Origin of the sequence: Variovorax sp. 22077 (assembly GCF_052044195.1) — a bacterium.
Lineage (GTDB): Bacteria > Pseudomonadota > Gammaproteobacteria > Burkholderiales > Burkholderiaceae_C > Variovorax > Variovorax atrisoli.
The window spans coordinates 275245-292835 of sequence record NZ_JBQEQC010000001.1 but is presented as its reverse complement, the minus strand read 5'-3'; the positions used below and the strand labels follow the sequence as shown (position 1 = coordinate 292835).

General features: G+C 69.0%; 15 protein-coding genes. 1 reads left to right on the top strand and 14 read right to left on the bottom strand.

Going from position 1 to position 17591, the window contains the following annotated elements:
• Positions 1-17: 17 nt before the first annotated feature.
• Complete coding sequence (locus tag ACTJLF_RS01230) at positions 18-896, bottom strand: alpha/beta hydrolase (protein WP_440882335.1); 879 nt, start codon at positions 894-896, stop codon at positions 18-20.
• 143 nt (positions 897-1039) lie between these two features.
• The gene (locus ACTJLF_RS01225) at positions 1040-2374 is read right to left on the bottom strand and encodes a PLP-dependent aminotransferase family protein (RefSeq protein WP_440882334.1); all 1335 of its coding nucleotides are present in this window, start codon (positions 2372-2374) and stop codon (positions 1040-1042) included.
• A gap of 95 nt (positions 2375-2469) precedes the next feature.
• Here ACTJLF_RS01225 and ACTJLF_RS01220 point away from each other — a divergent pair, with 95 nt between their 5' ends.
• Positions 2470-3072, top strand: a complete 603-nt coding sequence (locus ACTJLF_RS01220; protein WP_145759309.1) for a DJ-1/PfpI family protein — start codon at positions 2470-2472, stop codon at positions 3070-3072.
• Here ACTJLF_RS01220 and ACTJLF_RS01215 read toward each other — a convergent pair.
• The 12 genes from ACTJLF_RS01215 to ACTJLF_RS01160 form a co-directional block, all read right to left on the bottom strand.
• On the bottom strand, positions 3050-4537 hold the full coding sequence (locus ACTJLF_RS01215) for a mannose-1-phosphate guanylyltransferase/mannose-6-phosphate isomerase (RefSeq protein ID WP_440882333.1): 1488 nt from the start codon (positions 4535-4537) through the stop codon (positions 3050-3052). The genes ACTJLF_RS01220 and ACTJLF_RS01215 overlap by 23 nt on opposite strands.
• 56 nt (positions 4538-4593) lie before the next feature.
• The gene (locus ACTJLF_RS01210) at positions 4594-5373 is read right to left on the bottom strand and encodes a LuxR C-terminal-related transcriptional regulator (protein WP_440882332.1); all 780 of its coding nucleotides are present in this window, start codon (positions 5371-5373) and stop codon (positions 4594-4596) included.
• Complete coding sequence (galE, locus tag ACTJLF_RS01205) at positions 5366-6478, bottom strand: UDP-glucose 4-epimerase GalE (RefSeq protein WP_440882331.1); 1113 nt, start codon at positions 6476-6478, stop codon at positions 5366-5368. The genes ACTJLF_RS01210 and galE overlap by 8 nt, the downstream gene beginning before the upstream one ends.
• A 31-nt stretch (positions 6479-6509) precedes the next feature.
• The gene (locus ACTJLF_RS01200) at positions 6510-7757 is read right to left on the bottom strand and encodes a glycosyltransferase WbuB (RefSeq protein ID WP_184603325.1); all 1248 of its coding nucleotides are present in this window, start codon (positions 7755-7757) and stop codon (positions 6510-6512) included.
• Positions 7754-9013 (bottom strand): polysaccharide biosynthesis protein, encoded by a 1260-nt coding sequence (locus ACTJLF_RS01195; RefSeq protein WP_019652701.1) that lies wholly within the window; start codon positions 9011-9013, stop codon positions 7754-7756. Before ACTJLF_RS01195 ends, ACTJLF_RS01200 begins: the two co-directional genes overlap by 4 nt.
• 20 nt (positions 9014-9033) lie before the next feature.
• Positions 9034-9966 (bottom strand): hypothetical protein, encoded by a 933-nt coding sequence (locus tag ACTJLF_RS01190; protein ID WP_132798769.1) that lies wholly within the window; start codon positions 9964-9966, stop codon positions 9034-9036.
• Positions 9967-10006: 40 nt separating this feature from the next.
• The gene (locus ACTJLF_RS01185; RefSeq protein WP_440882330.1) at positions 10007-10945 is read right to left on the bottom strand and encodes a hypothetical protein; all 939 of its coding nucleotides are present in this window, start codon (positions 10943-10945) and stop codon (positions 10007-10009) included.
• The gene (locus tag ACTJLF_RS01180; protein WP_354323188.1) at positions 10942-12027 is read right to left on the bottom strand and encodes a glycosyltransferase; all 1086 of its coding nucleotides are present in this window, start codon (positions 12025-12027) and stop codon (positions 10942-10944) included. The genes ACTJLF_RS01185 and ACTJLF_RS01180 overlap by 4 nt, the downstream gene beginning before the upstream one ends.
• Before the next feature lie 32 nt (positions 12028-12059).
• The gene (locus ACTJLF_RS01175; RefSeq protein WP_132798765.1) at positions 12060-13385 is read right to left on the bottom strand and encodes a hypothetical protein; all 1326 of its coding nucleotides are present in this window, start codon (positions 13383-13385) and stop codon (positions 12060-12062) included.
• A 35-nt stretch (positions 13386-13420) separates the two neighbouring features.
• Positions 13421-14434, bottom strand: coding sequence for a GDP-L-fucose synthase family protein (locus ACTJLF_RS01170; RefSeq protein ID WP_051127528.1), 1014 nt, complete (start codon positions 14432-14434; stop codon positions 13421-13423).
• Positions 14435-14503: 69 nt separating this feature from the next.
• The gene (locus tag ACTJLF_RS01165) at positions 14504-15220 is read right to left on the bottom strand and encodes a sugar transferase (RefSeq protein ID WP_019652695.1); all 717 of its coding nucleotides are present in this window, start codon (positions 15218-15220) and stop codon (positions 14504-14506) included.
• Positions 15217-17559, bottom strand: a complete 2343-nt coding sequence (locus ACTJLF_RS01160; protein WP_145759319.1) for a polysaccharide biosynthesis tyrosine autokinase — start codon at positions 17557-17559, stop codon at positions 15217-15219. The genes ACTJLF_RS01165 and ACTJLF_RS01160 overlap by 4 nt, the downstream gene beginning before the upstream one ends.
• Positions 17560-17591: the final 32 nt, after the last annotated feature.

The following is a 17591-nucleotide window of genomic DNA, read 5'->3' as shown; positions in this document are numbered from 1 at the left end:
GAGCGGTGGAGCATCGCCTATTTGAAGATCATGGCCATCGCATCTTCGAAGGCCGGCAGATCTGTTGGCACATGTGCCGTCGAGTATGTGTTCTCCACGATGGTGAAACCCGCATAGGCGCGTTGCAGGAGCTTTTGATAGACCTTGTCCACCGGCACGTAGTTGCAGGACGAGGTATCGCCGCATCTTGCCAGGACCAATGTCACCGGGAGCAACTTTCCCTTCTGGGTGTCGTACATCTTCTGTTCGTAGCTGTCGGTTTCAGGTTGCTGGTACCCGAACGCGCCCTCGAAGGAGAGGAAGTACGAGAAAGTCAGGCTGTTGTTCGCGCCTTCCATGAAGAGAACGTAGCCAGTCATGCTTCCGCTGAGCGAATGCCCAGTGAGCATGCGTTTGCTGACGTCGGCGCGGTATTTCGATTCGATGTAAGGAACGAGTTCCTTCGTCAGGAAGTCGTGATAGGACACGGCACCTGGAAAGGTGTAGTCGGTGCTTCTGCGCGCAGTGCCTCCGATGCCAATCAGGATTGCGTCCACTCCGCGTCGTTCGAGGATGTTCTTCAGATTCGCAAAACGTCCGCTCGGTGGATTCGCGGCGTCGCCGTCCAGCGCATAGATGATGGGATATGCCTTGCTGCCGTTGTCGTAGGAGGGCGGCAAATAGATGCTGAGATCGTAGCTCGCGCCGGTCTGGGCGGACTTGATGGAGTCGGAAGTCGTGCGACCTGTCGTGGATGGAGTGCTCGGGGTGGTTGGGGTGGTTGGGGTGGGCGAGGTCACCAGGCCAATCGGAAGAGCGGCTCCGCCGCCGCCGCCGCCCCCGCCGCCACAGGCGGTCAGGGCCAGAAGAAGAACACCGCCAGATGCGAGTGTTCGCAGCAAGTCTTTGAATCCCATGAGGCTTTCCTGATCTTTGTGATGCGTCTCTGATCCGGCCGGCATCTTCGGCGCGCTCTCTTTTCGCTGTCAATGAGAGCAAGCGACGATGGCCGGCGTTCGCACCATTGCGCGCAATCTTGACCATGCGGGCTTTACAGAACTTAGTACGAAAGCTCTTCAATCACTCGCCGCACAGTCAGCAACGCAGTCCGCAGCCCGTTCAGACCTACCGACCCCAACGCCAGCCGCAACGCGTGCGGCACATGCTTCGACGTGGCAAAGGGTTCGGCCGTGGAAACCGAAACGCCTTCACGCATCAGCGCCGCGGCAACCAGATCGGCCCGCGTCTCCTCCGGCAGCGGCAGCCAGGCGAAGTACGAGAACGGATGCCGCACGCACCCCATCCCAGCGAGCACTTCGCCGACGATGGCCTGCCGAGCCGACGCGTCCTGCCGCTTCTCCGATTCGAGCCGCTCGACCGTGCCGTCCTCCAGCCAGGTGCATGCGATGGCGGTGGTCACGCCCGGCGTGCACCACGTCGTGGCGCGGATCGCGCGCTCCAGCTTCGGCATCCACGCATCGGGCGCGGCGACGAAGCCGACGCGCAGGCCGGTCGCGACGTTCTTGGAGAGGCCCGAGACATACACCGTCGTCTCGGGTGCCAGCACGGCAAGCGGCGGAGGTGGATCATCGGCCAGGAAGGCGTAGGCCGCATCCTCGATGACGAGCAGCCCGTGCCGCCGCGCGATGGCCACGAGGCGCTTGCGGCGGCTCGCGCTCATCACCCAGCCCAGCGGGTTGTGCATGGTCGGCATGGCGTAGATGGCACGCACGCGGCGCCGTGCGCACAGGCGCTCCAGCGCGTCGAGATCGGGGCCCTGGCCGGCGGCGGGCAGGGGCGCGAGTTCCAGCCGGTGCGCCTCGGCCAGCACCTTGAAGCCGGGGTAGGTGAGGGCGTCCACTGCGACCACATCGCCGGGCTGCAGCAACGCCATTGCAGTCACGGCGAGGCCGTGCTGGGCACCGTCGACGATCAGCACGTTCGACGGCTCCGCCGCGAGCCCTCGCGAGGCGAGGTGCCGGGCGAAGCAGGCGCGTTCGTGCATCCGCCCGCCGTGCGGTGCGTAGCGCAGCATCGCGTCGAGCTCGCCGCCGGCTGCGAGCTGCCGCAGCGCGCTGCGCAGCAGTTCGGCCTGCCCGGGCAGCGCGGGGTAGTTGAAGTTCAGGTCGACCAGGTCCGCCGGCAGGGCGCGCTGGTCGGCGCCGGGGCCCACGCGCAGCGAGGCCTCGCGCACGAAGGTGCCGCGGCCGACCTCGCCGCTGACCAGGCCCATGGCCTCCAGTTCGGCATAGACGCGCGATGCGGTGACCAGCGCAAGCCCGTGGCGCTCCGCCAGCTTGCGGTGCGTGGGCAGGCGGGTGCCGGGCGGCAGCCGGCCGGCGCGGATCTGCGCGGCGAGTTCATCGACCAGTTGCTTGTAGCGGGCTTCGGCCATCGTCGGTTCGATGTATCCATGACAATTCTTTGATTGTATTGATCGGCTCTCCTAGGATGGCGCCATTCCGGCTCCCGCTCCACCTGCCAACGATCATGCACATCGCCATCCTCACCTTCGACGGCTTCAACGAACTCGACTCGCTCATCGCGCTGGGCGTGCTCAACCGCATCAAGAAGCCTGGCTGGCGCGTGAGCATCTGCTGCCCGACGGCGGAAGTCACGTCGATGAACGGCGTCACCATCCGCGCGCAGTCGCTGCTCGAAGATGCGCGCCGCGCGGATGCGGTGGTGGTCGGCAGCGGGGTGAAGACGCGCGAGGTGGTCGCCAGCCCGGAGCTGATGGGGCGCCTGTCGCTCGATCCGCAGCGGCAGCTGATCGCGGCGCAGTGCTCGGGCACGCTCGTGCTGGCCAGGCTCGGCCTCGTCGAGGGCGTGCCGGCCTGCACCGACCTGACGACCAGGCCCTGGGTGCAGGAAGCCGGCGTGGAAGTGCTGAACCAGCCCTTCTTCGCGCGCGGCAACGTCGCCACCGCGGGGGGCTGCTTCGCGTCGCCCTACCTGGCCGGCTGGATCATTGCGCGCGCCGAGGGCGTCGAGGCGGCTGCCGACGCGCTGCACTACGTGGCGCCGGTGGGCGAGAAGGACGCCTACGTCGCCAACGCGCTGAAGAACATCACGCCGTATCTGCCGCGATGAGGTCCGCCGGCAACGTGGCCGCACTCGTAGCCGTTGCTGCGGCCTCCGGCTGCGGTGCGCAGCGCCCGTAGGTGTCGTCGAAGCGCACGATGTCGTCTTCGCCGAGATAGCCGCCGGTCTGCACCTCGATCACCTCGAGCACTGTCTTGCCCGGGTTCTCCAGCCGGTGGATCGCGCCGGAGGGCAGGTAGATCGATTCGTTCTCGTGCACCAGCCTCACCGTGCCGTCGCAGGTGGCGCGCGCCGTGCCCTTCACGACCACCCAGTGCTCGGAGCGGTGGTGGTGCATCTGCAGAGAGAGCCGGGCGCCGGGCTTCACCGTCAGGCGCTTGACCTGGAAGCGCTCGCCCAGGTCGATGCTGTCGTAGGCGCCCCATGGGCGCACCACGCGGCGGTGCTCGGTGGCTTCGGCGCAGCCTTCCAGCGAGAGCTTGCGCACCACCTCCGCCACCTGCTCGGCGCAGCCCGCGCCGGCCACGAGCACCGCGTCGGGCGTGTCCACGATGATGAGGTCCTGCGTGCCCAGGGCCACCACCGGCCGGTGCGGCGCGTGCACGAAGGTGTTGCGCGAGTTCAGCGCGCTGGCCTTGCCGCTGAGCCGGTTGCCGGCATCGTCGGCCGGATGCAGGCTGGCGACTGCGTTCCAGCTGCCCACGTCGCTCCACAGGCCCTCGAACTTGACGACGGCGATCTGCCGGTGCTTCTCGAGCACCGCGTAATCAATGCTGTCGGCGCGGCACTGCTCGAAGGCGGCGCGGTCCAGGCGCAGGAAGCTGCCGTCGCGGCTCGCCCTGGCGGTCGCGTTCTCGCAGGCCTGGAGGATGTCGCCCGCGTGCTCGCGAAGCGCGGCGACCAGCGTGCGTGCCTGCACGAGGAAGATGCCCGCGTTCCAGCTGTAGCCGCCCTGCAGGATCAGCATCTCGGCCACCGCTGCGCTCGGCTTCTCGACGAAGCGCGCCACCGCGTGGCTATGGCCGTCGGCCAGCGCCTCGCCGGCCTCGATGTAGCCGTAGGCCGTGCTCGGGAAGCTCGGCACCACGCCGAAGGTGACGATGTTGCCGGCCAGCGCGGCATCGATGCCGGTGCGCACGGTGCGCTCGAACAGGGCGATGTCGGGAATGTGGTGGTCCGAGGGCGCGAACAGCAGCAGGTCGTCTGGTGCGGCCAGCAGCGCCGCCGACGCCATCGCGGCCGCGGTGTTGCGCGCCACCGGCTCCAGGATCTGCCGGCCCGTGACCCGGGCGTTGTCCACCGTTTCCTTCACCAGGAAGCGGTGGTCTTCCGAGGTCACGCAGGTGATGTCGGCGTTAAGCAGCGCCAGCCGCTCCAGCGTGAGCTGCAGCAGGCTCCTGCCGCCGACCAGCGGCGCGAACTGCTTGGGCAGGGCCTTGCGCGACAGCGGCCACAGCCGCGTGCCGCTGCCGCCGCACAGGACCACGGGATGGATGGGAAGAGCGGTGTTCATGATCGGTCGCCAGCGTGAAGGAGGTGGTGGGTGGTGTGGATGGAGGGCCGTCCGGTTCAGATCAGCCCGGAATACGCGGCGTAGCTCACGGCCTGCGCGCGCGAGTGGACGTGCAGCTTCTTGTAGATGTTCTTGATGTGGGCGTTGACGGTCTGCCCCGAGATGCCCAGCCTGTTTCCGATTTCCTCGGTCACATGCCCGCGCGCGACGAAGCGCAGGATCTCGCACTCGCGCGCCGTCAGCGTCGTCGCGCGCGGCACGGGTTGCGCCACCGGCGGCAGCGCCCCCACCGGCCGGTGGCTCAGCCGCGAGAGCAGCCGGCGTGCCAGCCGCGGCGTGATGGCGGCACCGCCGTTGACCACCTGCAGCACCGCCTGGGCGAAGCTCTGCAGCCATGCGTCCTTCAGCAGGTAGCCGGTGGCGCCCAGTTCCAGCGCGTGCAGCACGTGCGCCTCGTCCTCCAGCACGGTGATGACGATGATCTCGGCCGAGCGGCGGTGCTCGCGCGCTTCCTGGATCAGGTCGAAGCCGGAGCCGTCGCCCAGCCGCAGGTCGACCATCAGCACGTCGAACTCGTGCGTGGCCACCAGCCGCCGGCCCTCGCGCAGGCTGCCGGCCTGGCCCTCGAGCTGTATGCGCAGGTCGGACAGCAGCTCCTGCGCGATCACGCGGCGCATGAACTCGTCGTCGTCCACGAGCAGCACGCGCACCGGCGCGTCTTCCTGCCCGGTCAGGAACCCCGGCCACAGCGGCGTGGCCGGTGCGCAGACCCCTGGCGGATAGCCCGACTGGCCGGCGCCCAGCTCGATGGCTGGGGTTGTAGCTTGTTCAGACATGGGTGTGCCCCCGGTTGGAGTGGATGTTGATGCCTCTGTCGTTGTTCTGGAAAAGCGCGGCCCCGGGCACCAGGGCGGGCACCGGGTCGTCGAAACCGTGCGGGTTGGCGCACTGCCAGCGCCAGCTGTCGGCGCACATCTGGTCGAGGTCGCGGCGCGCCCGCCAGCCGAGCGTGCGCCACGCGCTGCGCGCATCGGCCCAGTAGGCGGGGGCATCGCCAGGGCGGCGCGGCCCGATGCGCAGCGCGATGCGCCGGCCGCTCGCGCGCTCGAAGGCCGAGACCACTTCCAGCACCGATGCGCCGTGGCCGGTGCCCAGGTTGGCCATGAGGATGCCCGGCCGGCGCGCCGCGCGATGCAGGGCCGCCACATGGCCCTCGGCCACGTCCATCACGTGCACGTAGTCGCGCACGCCGGTGCCGTCGGCGGTGTCGTAGTCGGCGCCGTGCACCACCAGGTAGTCGCGCTCGCCGGCCGCGACCTGCGAGATGTAGGGCATCAGGTTGTTCGGCGGGCCGTTGGGCAGCTCGCCGAGCAGGCCGCTCTCGTGCGCGCCCACGGGGTTGAAGTAGCGCAGGCAGGCGATGCCCCAGCGCGGGTCGGCTCGCGAGAGGTCGGCCAGCATGCTCTCCACCATCGACTTGGTACGGCCGTAGGGGTTGACGGGGCCGTGCGGCGCGGCTTCGGCGATGGGCGAGGGATGCGAGTCGCCGTAAACGGTGGCGGAGGACGAGAACACCAGCGTGCGCACCCCCGCACGGTCCATGGCTCGCGCCAGTGCAAGGCTGCCGGCCAGGTTGACGTCGTAGTAGCCCAGCGGATCGGCCACCGATTCGCCGACCGCCTTCAGCCCCGCCAGGTGCACCACGGCGCGCACCTCGTGTGCCGCGAAGGCGCGGTCCAGTGCGGCTGCATCGCGCACGTCGGCGCGCACCAGCACGGGCTCGACGCCGGTGATGCACGCCACCCGCTTGAGCGAGCGCGCATCGCTGTTGACCAGCGTGTCGAGCACCACCGGCTGGTAGCCCGCCTCGATCAGCGCCACGCAGGTGTGGCTGCCGATGAAGCCTGCGCCGCCTGTCACGAGGATCCTGGGTGCTGGCATGGTCGTGTTCCTGGTGGCGGCGGCCGTCGCGTCAGGCGGTCGCGCAGCGCTGCAGTTCCTCTTCGAGGCGCTGCAGGATCACGTTGCGGTCGAGTTCGGCCTCGGCGAAGCGCCGGCCGATCGAGCCCATCAGCTCGCGCGTGGCGGGCGACATCGACAGCTGCTCGATGGCATCGGCCAGCGCGGCGGCGTCGCCGGGCTGCACCACCACGCCGCGGCCCCACACCGCCTCGCTGAGCGCGGTGCCGGCATGCGCCGTCACGATCACCGCGCGGCCGCTGGCGAACATGCCGCCCAGCTTCGAGGGCATGACCAGGTCGGCCGCGTCCGCGCGCTGGGGCAGTACGTGGATGTCGGCCATGCCCAGCAGTTCGTTGAAGCGCTCGTTGGGCTGCAGGTCGAGGAAGTGCACGTTGGCCAGCTGGGCGCAGGCGCTCGTGAGCGACGGGCGGCTCGGCCCGTTGCCGCAGAAGACGAAGTGGATGTCGTGTGAGCACACCAGCAGCCGCGCCGCCTCGGCCAGCAGCTCGATGCCCTGCTTGCTGCCGAGGCTGCCGGCATAGAGCACCACCACCGCGTCCGCCGGAATGCCCAGCTCCGCGCGATAGCCCTGCGGCGAGGCATTCGCAGTCAGCGGCGTCCGCTCGACGGGCCGGATCGCCTCCACGTCGACCCAGTTCGGGAACAGCACCAGCCTTGATTCGTCGACGCCTTTTTCCAGCGCCCTGGCGCGCATCGTGGTGGAGATGGTCGACACCCGGTCGAACCTGCGCATCAGCCAGCGCTCGGCCGCCAGCGCGAATCGCTTCACCCGGTCGCCACGCAGCCAGCCCAGGCCGAAGGCGGCGTCCACCTCGTAGTCCTGGATATGCAGCCAGGACCGGGCGCGCAGCAGCTTGGCCAGGCACAGCGCGGCCGGCGCGCAGGACACGGGCGGCTCAACAACGATCACGACCTCCGGCCGCCAGAAGATCTGCGCCAGCAGCAGCGGCACGCTCGACAGCGTGAACGACAGCAGGTGCCCGATGCGCCCCAGCGCCCGCGGCTGCTTGGGCACCCATGTGGGCGCACGCCAGACCGTCACGCCGTTCCAGACCGACTTGCGGTACATCCAGGCCGAATGGCCCTCGAACACCGACCACTGCGGAAAGAAGGGCGGCGACGCGATCACCCGCACCTCGTGCCCACGCGCCTGCAGCCACTCGGCCATCTCGCCCGAGTACTTGCCGATGCCGGCCAGCTCGGGCGCGAAGTTCATCGAGTAGAGGAGAACCTTCACGGCGCCGGCCTCCGCGCCAGCAGGCGCACGATGGGGAAGAAGCCGAAGTGCAGGCGCATGCGCGTCTCGTACAGCGCGAAGTCGCTCAGGCAGGCGATGAAGAACACGTAGTGCGGCCGCTCCGGAAAGAGCGCCACCACCGCCGCGTAGGAGGCCAGCCGCAGCGCCACCTCCAGCAGCGCCCAGCGGCCGAGCGAGCCCATCGAGGTCTTCAGCGAGAGCATCGTCTCGTGGTGGATCGTGTAGGTGCGCAGCAGGAAGTACGGCGCGATGCACAGGAAGATGGTGCGAGCCTCGTTGCCCAGCTTCAAAAGCGGCGCCGCGACCGAGATGAGCACGGCCAGCCCCGCGAAGAGCGCGCAGCCCAGCAGGAAGCAATGCCGTGCGAGCCGCAGCCTGGCGGCCGTGAAGTTGCCCGCGTCGGTCTCCAGCATCGCGGGCGTCCGCGTGACCAGGAAGGCCTGCACGAACTGCGAAGGCGCCTCGGCCAGCAGGAAGGCGATCTTGAAGGCACCCACGTAGCTCAGCGGCATGAAGTACGCCACGATGAGCAGGTCCGACTTGCGCAGCAGGAACATCAGCAGCGAATACACCGTCGCGCCGGCCTGCGAGGCCAGTTCGAGTGCGGCGCGGCCCGCCGGCGGCGCCGCGCCGTTGGCCGGCAGGCCGACCGCCAGGCACACCACCACGACCGCGATCAGGTTGATGAGCAGCAGGTGCGCCACGCCCAGGTCGAAATGCACTGCGGCGCAGATGCCCACGCCCGCGACCAGCACGGTCGAGCGGATGCCGGCCTCCAGGTTCAGCAGCCCCGCGCGGCCGAGGCCGCGGCTGAAGGACAGGCGCAGGCTGTTGAAGGCGAACACCACCAGCGTGGCCACCAGGATGGCGAAGGGCGCATCGCCCACCGGCAGGCGCTGCAGCGTGAGGATCACGATCGCCAGCACCGTCGCCATCGGCATGCCGATGGCCAGCGTGCGCACCACGTCGCCGCGCGTCACGCCCGGCGGCACCGAGGCCGCATTGCGCGAGAACAGCAGCGAGCTGCCCAGCGTGGCCACCACCAGCGCCACTTCCAGCACCGACTGGTAGACCGAGTACTCGCCGAAGCGCGCAGGCGGAACGCTCGCTGCCATCAGGAAGATGGCAAGGAAGCCCGAAAGGTATACATACAGCCGCGAGGCGAGCGCGCCCAGCCCCGACAGCCATGCCGGGCGCGCACCGGGCAGCGGAAGCGGCAGGCTGGGGTGCTTCATGGCGCGGGCTCGCTCGATGCTCATTTGCCGGCCGGCACTCGGTGCACCCGGCGGGTGTCGAAGAGCCGGCGCGCGAAGGCGCCGGTGCGGAAGGCGTTGTTCTTCGCGCGGCGCGCCATCTGCAGCGCGTAGGTCACGGCGGCCACGGTGAGCGTGCGGCCGCGCAGCGCATGGGGCATCGCCATCTTCGCGCTGCCCTGGAAGTGCAGCGCCACCACGCGAACGGGCTCGCCCGAAGAGCTGGTCAGCCAGGCCTTTGCCTCGCTCCGGGCGATGCGCTTGGCACCGCCGAGCACCTTGAACTCCCCGCGATGCAGGTTGTGCGTGCCGTTGATGTTGTGGTCGACCACCATGCCTTCGAACACGCGGTTGATGGGGTCGTCGTTGCCGGTGGCGTGCGCCCAGAGGTAGAGCAGCGTCATGTCCGACACACCCCCGCGCACGCCGCGCGCGGCGAAGCGCTGCGAGATCTCGCGCAGCTTCCTGCGGCCCGACGGGGTCGCATAGGTATCGAGCACGCAGGCCACGAAGCGGCGCAGACCGTTGGACGTCCAGTAGCTCACGTGCGGCGAGATCTGGCAGGGGTTCCAGCCGTCGGCCGACTGCATGCTGGAGCCCGAGAAGTCGGCCTTGCCCACCAGCCGCCTGATGTGTTCGCCCGCGCCCTCGAAGAGCAGCACGTCGCTGTCGATCAGCACGAAGTCGCGCACCTCGGGGTGGGATTCCAGAAACCGCGCCAGGAGAAAGTAGCGCCTGAAGCAGATCTTCTCGAACTCCGGCGAGTTGCTCGACAGATGCACGTAGGAGCGGCAGAAGCGCTCATAGGCCGGACCGGCGTCGGTCTCCGAGAGCACGAGCAGAGGCTCGCCGGCCAGTTCCGCCGATTCGCGGCACAGCGCCAGGGTCTTGTTCTGTCGGTCTTCCACGACGATGAAGGGCAGGGGCGGATTCATGATGCTCGGGTTGGGGTTGATGAGGTGACAGCGAAGGGATTCAGGGCCGGGCCGTCACGCTCTTGATGAGCGCCACGTGCGCGGGAACGAAGCGGCCGGCCGCGTCGATGGGCATGTCCAGCGTGAAGAGGCCCCGCGCGGTGGCCGCGTCGGCGATCCAGGTGCGAAGCTGCGCGGCGGTGAAGCGCGCAGGCGCGTCGCGGCCCCACGAGGCGGTCAGCGGCGTGAGCACGTGCAGCACCAGTTCCGAGGGCGGACCGGTCAGGTGCGAAGGCGGCTGCATGTATTCGCCGGCCATCAGGTTCTGGCACGGGGCCGACTTGGCGCTGAAGCGCTCCGCGCCTTCGCCCGCGTTGAAGGCCAGCCAGCGGTTGGTGGCGCCGGCGCGCGCGGCGCTGCACAGCATCTCCCAGCCCGCGGGCGTGATGCCCTTGGTGTTGTAGGTGCCGTCGAACCACCAGCCGCTGGCCAGCGCGCCATAGCGCTCCGACCAGTCGCGGATCACGCTCGACCAGGCCGCGACGAATCGAGCCGGCGGGGGCTCCTGCTCAGACACGTCGCCCAGGCATTCCATCATCGCCCGGTCGCCCTGCGGCGCGCGGAACGGCAGGTACAGGATCAGCGCGATGCCCCGGCTGCGCAGCGCGCGGCCGATCTCCAGCGGCAGGTCGCGCGGCGGGCGGTTGGCCACGCTGGACGGGCAGAGCACTTCGAGCGCGGCGTTGGGCGCGATGTACTGGCCGCTGTTCTGCCCGAGCGTCAGGATCAGGTGCGAGACGCGCATCTCCGCCAGCGTCGAGGCGAAGGTCTCCACGTCGAAGCGCTTGATCTCGCCGATCGACTGCTTGTCGGGCAGGTAGTGCACCATCACGCCGAAGCCGGGCTGCGGGGTCGGCTGCGCACGGGCTGCGAGCGGCAGCGCCGCGGCCAGCAGCAGCGTCGCGAGCAGCCGCACGAAGCGAACCAGGCTCCCGGTCATGGCAAGGCCCCCGCGAGCGACAGCGTGCCGCGCTTGAGCATCAGGTAGCGCCGCGCCACGTTGGCCGGCGCGCAGGTGCCGGCATGCACCCATGCCGGGCGCGCGTGCCCGTGGTGCGCGAGGTACTGAGCGAGCCGCGCCGGCTCGTCGTCATCGCTGGCCTCGCTGCCCACGAAGAAGGCGTAGTCCGCGAACAGCTCGCGGTGCACCGGGATGTCCGACAGCAGCAGCGGCACGCCCAGCGTCGCCGCCTCGGCCGCCGAGAGGTTGAAGCCCTCGAAGGTGGACAGCGAGATGAAGGCGGTGGCTCCCTGGTAGAGCCGCAGCAGCTCGTCGCGCGGCACCAGCCCGCGGTGCCGCACGCAGTCGCGCACCTCGGGCGGCATCTGCGACACCATGCGCTGCACTTCCGCCGCGCCGTTGCCGGTGATGTCGAGGCAGTCGACCAGCCCGGCGGCCTTCATGCGCGCGAAGAGCGCGAGGATGCCGGCGAAGTTCTTGTGCGGGTAGTAGTGGTAGGCCGCGATCAGGTAGCGCTCGCCGGGCACCGCCACGGCCGCGGGCGCGACGCGGTGCGCGTCCACCGGGTTGAAGATGACGCTCGAATGGGCACAGCGGCCGAAGTGGCGCTCGAAGTCGCGCTGGCTGCTGCGGCTGATGAAGACCACGTCCGCCGCGCTGTGCGCCGCGCGCCAGAGGTTCCAGTCGAGGAAGAGCCGCTTGCCGCGCCCGAAGTACTGCGGATAGGCCTTGTACTGCAGGTCGTGCACGATGACCACCGAGTCGCGATGCCGCCCCAGCAGCGTGAGCGGCAGGTAGTAGTTGGGGAACACAGAGAACAGCTGCTCGCCGGTGAGCAGCGTGCGCAGCCGGTGGAAGTTGTAGAGCAGCGTGTCGAGCACGAAGCGGCTGATCTTCAGCCGCTGTGCCAGTGCGAACAGGCGCGGATGCCGCTCGCTCACGGGCACCACGCGGTCGTCGGGTGCGAGCCGCATGTGGCGCAGCAGCACCTCCGACACGTTGAGCACGCCGCCGGCCGCCTTGTTGAGGCGCACGGTGTCGTAGTAGAGGTAGGTGGCCATGGCTGCGTCTTCTCTTTCTTGTTCTTCCTGCTTCATGCGCTCGGCAGGTGGCGCCGCACCACGCGCGTCGACGCGCGGCGGCTGCGCGAGCTCAGTGAGCCTGCGACGAAGGCGGCGATCAGGCCCGATGCAGCGAACGGGCCCCAGCCCAGGATGGGCCCGCGCATGAAAGGCACATAGGCGGCCAGAAGCACCAGCGCCGAGAGGTACGCAGCCGAGACTGGACGATCGGCCTGCACCGCCCGATCCACCGCGCGGAACATGGCCGAGATCGCGAAGCCGAAGAGCGCCGGCCCTGCCATGCCGAAATCGAAATACGCCGTGGTGAAGGGCGGCAGCGAGAGGTTGCTCTGCGAGAAGTTGCCCAGGATCGCGCTCCAGCCCAGCGGGTCGAAGTCCGGGAACATCTTCAGGCTGCGCGGCAGGAAGAAGGAGAAGGCCGACAGCAGGTAGCGGCCCCAGCCCAGGTCGGGGATCGGTGCGCGCTCCAGGATGCCGGCCACCACGAACATCGCGTCGAAGTCCTGGCTGAAGGGAAAGGTCCGCAGCTCCTCGCCCCAGATGCTGCCGCGCGAGATCAGGTTCAGCACCGGCCCCAGCCCGGCGATCGAGCCGAAGACCAGGCCCGCCAGGAGCCAGCGCCGGCTGCGCGACAGCAGATGGATGAGCAGCGGCAGCAGCCCGATCAGCAGGATCTGCCGCGCCGTGTTCACCGGGTTGGCCGCGATCGCCGACAGCCCGAACGCGATGCACGCCGCGCCCCAGGACCACAGCGTGCGGCGGCGCATCGCATGGATGGCAAGCGCCACGAAGCACAGCAATACCACCAGCTTGGGCAGCGTGGAATAGAAGATGAAGTCGATGGCGAGGTTGTTGTCCTCGCCGCTCAGGCCCACGACGCCGCGCGCCACGAAGTTGAGCTCCGGCTTCACCAGCAGCGCCCCGAAGGCGAACACTGCGCAGCCCAGCAGCAGCAACTGCGCATTGGCGAGCTCGACCAGGCGGCCGTCGCGCCGCACCATCGCGTCGGCCGGCGCATCGCGCTCCCCCAGCCGCGCCGCCTCCACGCCCGCCATGTAGAGCAGCAGCAGCATCAGCGCCTGCGTGTGCGATTCCGTGCGCATCAGACCGGCGTCCCAGAACTCCACGTCGTGCGCGATCTGCATTGCCGGCGCGATCGAGAAGTAGGTCAGGATCGTCGCGTAGTGGATCAGCAGGAACACGCTGCCGCCGGCTCGCCCCAGCATCGCGAGCTGAACCAGCGCCAGCACGGCCACCGCGGCGTATCCCCAAGCCGGATCGACCAGCCCGCAGAGGGTGGCGCAGACGATGCCGGACCAGAAGGCGAGGGGGCGCATGGCGGGGCCTTGGGTGGATGGAGCGGTTCGGCGGTTCAGGCGGGGGCCTGCACCTCGGTCAAGGCCTGTGCCCGGCTCGTGCCGATTTCCTCGACCGGCCGGATCGCCTTCTGGTAGTCGGCGTAGGTGCGGCGAAGCCCTTCGGCCAGCGGTACCGTCGCGTGCCAGCCGAGGCTGTGGGCGCGCGACACGTCCAGCAGCTTGCGGGGGGCGCCGTCGGGCTGCGCGAGGTCGTAGCGGATGGTGCCGGTGTAGCCCACCACGTCGCGGATCAGCTCGGTGAGTTCGGCGATGGAAACGTCCTCGCCGGTGCCGAGGTTGATGTGGCCGCGCATCGCGTCGGTCTGCTGGTCGTACTCGGCGCGTGAGAGGTTCATCACCGCCAGGCAGCCTTCGACCATGTCGTCGACGTACAGGAACTCGCGCCGCGCGCGGCCGCTGCCCCAGATCAGCACGCTGGGCGAGTTGCCGATCTTGGCCAGGTGGAAGCGCTGGATCAGCGCGGGCACCACGTGGCTGTTCTCGATGTGGTAGTTGTCGCCGGGGCCGTAGAGGTTGGTCGGCATCACGCTGCGGTAGTCGATGCCGTGCGTGGCGCCGTACTGCCTGTTGTAGCTCTCGCAGAGCTTGAGTCCCGCGATCTTGGCGATGGCGTAAGGCTCGTTGGTGGGCTCGAGCCTGCCGTTCAGCAGGTATTCCTCGCGGATCGGCTGCTCGGCCATCCGCGGGTAGATGCAGCTGGAGCCCAGGAACAGCAGCCGCTTCACGCCCGACACGAAGGCCTGGTGCGTCACGTTGGTGGCGATGGCCAGGTTCTCGTAGATGAACTGGGCCGGATAGGTCATGTTGGCGTGGATGCCGCCGACCCGTGCGGCCGCCAGGTACACCTGGTCGATGTGTTCCGTGGCGAAGAAGCGGGCCACGGCCGCTTGGTCGAGGAGGTCGAGTTCGGAGTGGGTTCGCGTCACCACCTCGTGGCCCAGTTCGCGAAGGCGCCGTGCCGTCGCCTGACCCACCATGCCGCGATGACCTGCAACAAAGATTCGCATATGAGCTTTCGTGAAGTGGTTGAATGGAAAAAGGCGAGTCCGGTGTTCGGGGTCGGATGCCGTCGTCTGCTACCGCGAACCCCGCGCCCCCGTCACCACGCCGAAGGTCTTCAGCAGGATCACGAAGTCGCGCCACAGCGACAGGTGGGCGACGTATTCCGCGTCCATCGCGGCGCGGCGGCGGTAGCTGATCTCGTTGCGGCCGCTGATCTGCCACAGGCCGGTGATGCCCGGGCGCACGGCGCAGTAGTGGGCCCAGTAGTCGCCGTACAGGTCCTTCTGCGCGAACATGCAGGGGCGCGGGCCGACCATGCTCATGTCGCCCTTGAGCACGTTCCAGAACTGCGGGAACTCGTCGATGCTGTACTTGCGCAGGAAGGCGCCGAAGCGGGTGATGCGCGGGTCGTGTTGCAGCTTCTGGTAGACGGCCCATTCGCGCCGCGCGGCCTCGTTCTCGCGCAGGTGGCGCGCGAGCACCGCGTCGGCATTGGCCACCATCGAGCGGAACTTGTAGAACTTGAACACGCGGCCGCCCTTGCCGTAGCGCGGCTGCATGTAGATGGCGGGGCCGCCCGACGTGTAGAGCACGCCGAGCCAGATGAGCGCGTAGGCCCATCCGAAGAAGAGGAAGAACGAGCCGGCCATCAGGATGTCGGCTGCGCGCTTGGCGCGGCGCTGCCAGGGCTTGCCGCCCAGGGGCATGTAGGGCGCGGTGTTGGCGGCCGTGCCGACGCCGGGGCTGCCGCGTCCGCGGTCCGAGGAATGGGTGGATCTCAGCGTGCTCATGATTCGGCATGCTCCGGTTCGATGCGCCTGGGCATCACGGTGTCGGCTGTGTCCAGCTGGTAGGAGGGATCGCGCCGCGGCGCGGCGGAGCCGGCGGTGGGCGAATAGCCGTAGTAGCCGTAGCCGTAGGTGCGATGGCGCCGCTGCGAGGTGTCGACGGCGTTGAACACCACGCCGTGGAAGGCCGCGCCCACGTGCGCGAGGCGCTTGCTGCTCTCGAGCAGCTCGCCCATCTCGCTGTTGTCGGCGCGGGCCACAAGCAGCACGGTGCCCATGCTGGGTGCCATCGCGGCGGTCTCGGAGGCCAGCAGGGTGGGGGGCGCGTCGATCACCACCACGTCGTAGCGCGCCGACAGCAGCGCCAGCGCATGCGCGAAGGTGTCGCTGGTCATCAGGACGGCCGGGTCGGCGTGGGGCGTGCCGGCGGACATCACGTCGAGGTAGGGCAGCACCTGGTGGTGGATGGCCTGCTCCAGCGCCACCTCGCCGGTGATCACGTCGGCCAGGCCGTCGCGGCGCTGCAGGCCGAAGTCTTCCGTCAGGGTGCCGCGGCGCAGGTCGCCGTCGATCAGCAGCACGCGCTTGCCCGACACCGCCAGCAGCGTCGCGAAGTTCGACGACACGAAGGTCTTGCCCGCGCCGGCCGTGGCGCTGGAGATCAGGATGCGGTTGTTGGGTGCGCCCACCATCACGAACTTGAGCGCGGTGCGCAGCCGCCGCAGGCCTTCGAGCGCCGGGTCCTCCACGTGCAGCGCCGCCAGCACCTTGATGCCGGGCTTGCCCTTGCGCACCGCGCGGTCGAGCACGCGCTGCTGCGTGCTCAGCGGAATGCTGCTGTAGACGTTCAACCCGGTGATCGCCTCGATGTGGTCCGGGCTTTCGATGGAGCGCTTGAGGTTCTTGCGCGCGAGCGCCGCCGCGCCCCCGGCGAAAAGGCCGCCGGCCAGCGCCAGCGCGACCACGATGATCGACTTGGGCCGCACCGGCTTCTCGGCCACCAGCGCCTGGTCGAGCACGCGCACGTTGGCCACCTTGCCTTCCTTGGCCAGCCGCATCTGCAGCGAGCTGTTGAGCAGCGTGGCGTAGAGCTCGGTGTTGACCTTGATGTCGCGCTGCATGCGCACCGTGTTCTGCTGCAGCATGGGCATGCGGCGGATGCGGCCGTCGATGGCGCCCAGTTCCCTCTTGAGCGAGGCGATCTGCGCGTCCAGCGTGCGCACCATCGGGTGCTCGGCGGTGAAGCGGCCCACCAGCTCCAGCCGCTTCTGGTTGGCGTCGAGCAGCTTGGTCTGCAGGTCGGCGTTCTGCGACAGGGCGTTGCGAGCCTCGTCGTCGAGGTTGATGGTGCCGTTCTGGTTGCGGTAGCGGTTGTAGGCGTCCTCGGACTGCTCCAGCTGCTGCTTGAGCTTCGGCAGCTCGGTGCCCAGGAAGCTCAGGGCGCGCTCGGCCTGAACCGTCTTCTGCTCGATGTTCTGGCGCACGTACAGGTTGGCGATCTCGTTGAGCACGCCGGCGAGCTGATTGCGGTTCTCGGCCTGCAGGCTGACGTCCATCACGCCCGACTGCTTGCCCTTCTCGACCACGCGCAGGTCGCGCTGCAGGCCCAGCAGCGTGAGTTGCTTGGAATGACGCACCAGCTCGAAGGCGGCGCCGGGGCGGGCTTCGAAGGAACCCACGAGCAGGTGCAGGTTGCCGCCAGGCACCGTGGCGTCCAGCGGCACGCCGACGGTGCCTCGCAGCGGCGACTCGAGTTCGGGGCTGCTCAGCGTGTAGTTGCCCTCGCTGCCGGCGACCAGCGTGAACTTCTTGCCCTCGAGAGCCGGCGGCACGTCCATCTGCGCCACCGCGATGTGCTCAGTGCCCGAGACATAGTTGCCCCAGCCGAACACGCCGGGCGTGGAAAGCCGGCTCGAATGCCGCGCCAGGAACTCGCCCACCACCGGGATGTAGCGCGGCTTCGCGTCGATGTAGAGCCGGGTGTTCTCCATCGCCTGGCCGAGCACCATGCGCGAGCGCAGGATCTCGGTCTCGCCCGCCGTGGGCGTCTTCACGTTGATGCTGCCGCCCCCGTTGGCGTCGCCGGGGAAGTTGCCGCCCGAGCGATCCGGGTCCTCCACCTGGATCAGGATGTTGGCCTCGTACACGCGGGTGCCGAAGAGTGCGTAGCCCACGCCCACGAACAGCGCCAGCGCCGTGATGCCGGCGATCAGCCAGCGGTTGTCGATGAGGATGTCGAGGTACTCGTGGAACCGGGATTCCCGGGGCCACGCCGTGGTCTCGAGCACCATCGGGGAGGCGCCCGCGGGCGCGGGAAGGGTCGGCTGCCAGTGCGCGTTCATGAAGTCACCTTCTTGTGGGCTGCGGCTTCGGT

Bases quoted from the DNA above. Each gene is read 5' to 3' on its own strand.
- ACTJLF_RS01175 (WP_132798765.1), bottom strand. From the start codon at position 13,385: ATGCGCCCCCTCGCCTTCTGGTCCGGCATCGTCTGCGCCACCCTCTGC.
- ACTJLF_RS01225 (WP_440882334.1), bottom strand. From the start codon at position 2,374: ATGGCCGAAGCCCGCTACAAGCAACTGGTCGATGAACTCGCCGCGCAG.
- ACTJLF_RS01185 (WP_440882330.1), bottom strand. From the start codon at position 10,945: ATGACCGGGAGCCTGGTTCGCTTCGTGCGGCTGCTCGCGACGCTGCTG.
- ACTJLF_RS01160 (WP_145759319.1), bottom strand. From the start codon at position 17,559: ATGAACGCGCACTGGCAGCCGACCCTTCCCGCGCCCGCGGGCGCCTCC.
- ACTJLF_RS01190 (WP_132798769.1), bottom strand. From the start codon at position 9,966: ATGAATCCGCCCCTGCCCTTCATCGTCGTGGAAGACCGACAGAACAAG.
- ACTJLF_RS01230 (WP_440882335.1), bottom strand. From the start codon at position 896: ATGGGATTCAAAGACTTGCTGCGAACACTCGCATCTGGCGGTGTTCTT.
- ACTJLF_RS01165 (WP_019652695.1), bottom strand. From the start codon at position 15,220: ATGAGCACGCTGAGATCCACCCATTCCTCGGACCGCGGACGCGGCAGC.
- ACTJLF_RS01195 (WP_019652701.1), bottom strand. From the start codon at position 9,013: ATGAAGCACCCCAGCCTGCCGCTTCCGCTGCCCGGTGCGCGCCCGGCA.
- ACTJLF_RS01215 (WP_440882333.1), bottom strand. From the start codon at position 4,537: ATGAACACCGCTCTTCCCATCCATCCCGTGGTCCTGTGCGGCGGCAGC.
- ACTJLF_RS01180 (WP_354323188.1), bottom strand. From the start codon at position 12,027: ATGGCCACCTACCTCTACTACGACACCGTGCGCCTCAACAAGGCGGCC.
- galE (WP_440882331.1), bottom strand. From the start codon at position 6,478: ATGCCAGCACCCAGGATCCTCGTGACAGGCGGCGCAGGCTTCATCGGC.
- ACTJLF_RS01220 (WP_145759309.1), top strand. From the start codon at position 2,470: ATGCACATCGCCATCCTCACCTTCGACGGCTTCAACGAACTCGACTCG.
- ACTJLF_RS01210 (WP_440882332.1), bottom strand. From the start codon at position 5,373: ATGTCTGAACAAGCTACAACCCCAGCCATCGAGCTGGGCGCCGGCCAG.
- ACTJLF_RS01170 (WP_051127528.1), bottom strand. From the start codon at position 14,434: ATGCGAATCTTTGTTGCAGGTCATCGCGGCATGGTGGGTCAGGCGACG.